At 46.0% G+C, this 3,551-nt stretch carries 3 protein-coding genes; all 3 read left to right on the top strand.

All coding sequences use genetic code 11. The features are described 5' to 3' along the window. Window positions 1-159: 159 nt before the first annotated feature. The 3 genes from rfbA to rfbD all read left to right on the top strand — a co-directional run bounded on the left by rfbA (window position 160) and on the right by rfbD (window position 3,398). Window positions 160-1,047: a glucose-1-phosphate thymidylyltransferase RfbA gene (gene rfbA / locus ED312_RS20660; protein ID WP_123217923.1), complete on the top strand. Its 888-nt coding sequence runs from the start codon at window positions 160-162 to the stop codon at window positions 1,045-1,047. Window positions 1,048-1,966: 919 nt separating this feature from the next. Further along, window positions 1,967-2,539: a dTDP-4-dehydrorhamnose 3,5-epimerase gene (gene rfbC, locus ED312_RS20655; RefSeq protein ID WP_123217922.1), complete on the top strand. Its 573-nt coding sequence runs from the start codon at window positions 1,967-1,969 to the stop codon at window positions 2,537-2,539. After that, window positions 2,532-3,398, top strand: a complete 867-nt coding sequence (gene rfbD / locus ED312_RS20650; RefSeq protein ID WP_123217921.1) for a dTDP-4-dehydrorhamnose reductase — start codon at window positions 2,532-2,534, stop codon at window positions 3,396-3,398. The genes rfbC and rfbD overlap by 8 nt, the downstream gene beginning before the upstream one ends. Window positions 3,399-3,551: the final 153 nt, after the last annotated feature.

The raw sequence follows: 3,551 nt of genomic DNA, 5'->3' as shown, positions 1-3,551 counted from the left end.
TCCAGTAACCTAACGTTCCATAATATAGCCAGAACGTAGGTGGCTGAGTGCCCCGGCTCCGCCGGGGTGTACCGAAGCCACCGTCTTCTCCCAAAAAATCCACAGAGTTCATTATATATTTATACATTTATAGGATTAATGATAACAAAAAGGAGTAGTATGAAAGGAATTGTCCTGGCCGGGGGGGCCGGTACCCGTTTATACCCGGTAACCAAAGGTGTCTCCAAGCAGTTGCTTGCTATTTATGATAAACCCATGATCTATTATCCCGTTTCCGTACTTATGCTGGCCGGGATACGGGAAATACTTCTGATATCCACCCCGGAAGATCTGGGCAATTTCAAAAAATTGTTGGGAGACGGTTCGGACCTGGGCATTCGCCTGCACTATGCGGAGCAGCCGAGCCCGGACGGGTTGGCCCAGTCTTTTATCATAGGAAAGGAATTTATAGGGAACGACAACGTATGCCTGGTTTTGGGAGACAATATATTTTACGGTCACGGGTTGACCGGGCTCTTGCAGAGATCGGTGCGGAATGTGGAGGAAGAGAACAAAGCTACCGTATTCGGCTACTATGTACAGGACCCGGAGCGGTACGGCGTCATAGATTTCGATGCCGAAGGCAATGCCCTCAGTATCGAAGAAAAACCAAAGATCCCGAAGAGTAATTACGCGGTTACCGGGCTTTACTTCTACCCGAATTCCGTAGTCAACATTGCCGCAGCGGTAAAGCCCAGTGACAGGGGAGAACTGGAAATAACATCCGTGAACCAGGAGTACCTGCGCCGTGGGGATTTAAAAGTAGAACTTATGGGAAGGGGATTTGCCTGGCTCGATACCGGTACCCACGAATCTATGATGGAAGCCTCCAATTTCATCCAGACCATCGAAAAACGACAGGGACTTAAAGTAGCCTGTCTCGAAGAAATAGCCTTTGACCGGAAATATATAAACAGGGAACAGTTACTCGCCCTGGCAGAACCCATGCATAAAAGTGCGTACGGACAGTATTTATTGCGAAAAGTGAATAGGAGTGGAGAACTGTAAAAATGCAGGGTTAAAAGTGTATTTGGTTTTAAGTTAACAGCAAATAAGTTCCTTCCGTAAACTGAGTACCGCTCTTTTAGTTGTGAGTTTTGGAGTGAGAATTATTTGATTATTTAGGCAGTATGTTAAGGGGTATAAAAAAGCTCCTCCCTTCATCCCGATGTATATCGGGAGAAGGGAGGTGGCTCATCTATGATGAGACGGAGGGTTTGAAATCCCGGACCATAGGGTAAGCGCAAATACTTGTGTCTATAAGCCAAGGTTCAGGCTTGTCAAAACTCCCCGTCCCGCAAAGCGGTTCACCCCTCTTCATCTGAAGAGGGGAGCTCTGTTGAGTTATAATGGGGTAAAAAAAGGAGAAAAAAACAAAAGGCTCCTCCCTTCAGATGAAGGGAGGTGGCTCATCTATGATGAGACGGAGGGTTTTGACCTCCCGGACCATAGGATAAGCGCAAATGTTTAGGTTTATACACTAAGGTTCAGGCTTGTCAAAACTCCCCGTCCCACAAAGCGGTCCAACCCTCTTCTCCCGATCCCGATAAGTATCGGGACCATCGGAAGAGGGGAGTTTAGTTGGGTTTATGATTGGAAAGCAGCTGTTGGGAGAAACGAAATAAATAAAAATACATAAATACTTATTCCGGATAAAGAAAGCCAGGGGCTTTCAGAACAAGGGCAGTGATTTCTTACTAAGTAGTATTAAAAGCAGATTTTGTCAAATACTAAAAAGAGGTGATCTTTGTGTATAGAAAATACACGGGTGTAAAGGATAAAACAATCCCCGCTTTAACCATAATCAATCACAATACAGGATAAATAAACAATTCGTGTATCCGTGGCCCCGTAAAATATAAAGAACCGAAAATCCTTAAAATAGAGAAGCCGGACACATAACCCGTTAAAGAATAAATAAGAATATATGAACTTTACCCGAACCGAAATACCGGAGGTCATTATCTGCGAACCCGAAATACACGGAGACCACCGGGGGTATTTTATGGAGAGTTTCCGGAAGGACCGGTTTGAAGCATTCACAGGTGAAAAACTGAATTTTTGCCAGGATAACGAATCCAGGTCCTCCCGGGGGGTTCTGCGAGGGTTGCATTATCAATTACCTCCGCATGCACAGGCAAAGCTGGTACGTGTTATCGAAGGCCGGGTGCTGGATGTATCCCTCGACATCCGGAAAGGGTCCCCCACTTTCGGGAAATGGGTAGCCGTAGAACTTTCCGGGGAAAATAAAAAACAATTATTTATTCCCAGGGGATTTGCACACGGTTTTGTAGTATTGAGCGAAACGGCGGTTTTCACATATAAAACAGATGCCTACTACCACCCGGAAAGTGAAAGGGGCATACGTTTTAACGATCCTGCCCTTGGCATCGATTGGCAGTTGCCCGAAAGCCGGTTAAAATTGTCTGCCAAAGACCAGGATCAGCCCCCGTTTGCCGAAGCCGAATATTTTGAATTTAAAACCGAACGGAATGCGTAAGATACTGGTTACGGGAGCATCCGGGCAGGTCGGTTCCGAACTAAAAAAACTGTCCGTTTCCCGAAAAGAGGATTTTCTTTTCGTCAGCCGGGACATGCTGGATATTACCCATGCGGGGAATGTGAGGAAGTTCCTGGAAAAGCACCCGGTAGAAGCCATTATTAACTGTGCTGCCTATACAGCCGTAGACGATGCCGAGGACAATCCGGAACGGGCTGCGCAGGTGAACAGCGAAGCGGTGGAAATATTTGCCGGGATATGTAAAGAAAAGCAGCTGAAGATGGTTCATATTTCCACGGATTACGTGTTTGACGGGCAAAAAAACAGTCCCTATTTCGAAGAAGACCCTGCCGCCCCGCTGGGGATCTACGGTAAGACCAAATGGGAAGGCGAAGAAGCGATGCGGAGGATAAACCCGCCCCGGTCCGTGATTATCCGTACCTCATGGGTATATGCGCCAGGGGGCAATAACTTTGTCAGGACCATGCTGAAATTGGGGAAGGAAAAGGATGTGGTAAAGGTAGTAGATGACCAGGTGGGAACTCCTACCCGTGCCGGTGACCTCGCTGCCGCTATCCTGGAAATACTTCCGGGGCTGGACAATAAGGAAGTAAGGACCTATCACTATACCAACGAGGGCGTATGCTCCTGGTTCGATTTTGCAAAGGCGGTCATGGAATACGGTAAATTACCCTGCAAGGTCATCCCCGTTCCGTCTTCCGAATATCCGACCAAAGCAAAAAGACCGAAATTTTCCGTGTTGAGCAAGCAGGCTTTTAAAAGAGATTTTAAAATGGATATCCCGTATTGGAGAGATAGTTTAAGGGAGTATTTGGAGGAGATGGGGGTAAATAATTGAGTTCAATTAATTATTATATAGTTTGTATAAAAAACAGATGTTACTATATTTAGTAAAGTTTAAAAGGGCTTCGGGATTCTTTTAGTTGTGAGTTTTTAGTTAACCTTAAAAACCCACCTGCTTTGCAGGTGGTCATGTTCTGATGGCTATGCC

Source organism: Sinomicrobium pectinilyticum, from assembly GCF_003725735.1.
GTDB classification, from domain to species: Bacteria; Bacteroidota; Bacteroidia; order Flavobacteriales; family Flavobacteriaceae; genus Sinomicrobium; species Sinomicrobium pectinilyticum.
This window is presented reverse-complemented; position numbering and strand designations above follow the sequence as displayed.

Excerpts from the sequence above, each read along its gene's own strand:
- rfbC (WP_123217922.1), top strand. The coding sequence starts at position 1,967 with ATGAACTTTACCCGAACCGAAATACCGGAGGTCATTATCTGCGAACCC.
- rfbD (WP_123217921.1), top strand. The coding sequence starts at position 2,532 with ATGCGTAAGATACTGGTTACGGGAGCATCCGGGCAGGTCGGTTCCGAA.
- rfbA (WP_123217923.1), top strand. The coding sequence starts at position 160 with ATGAAAGGAATTGTCCTGGCCGGGGGGGCCGGTACCCGTTTATACCCG.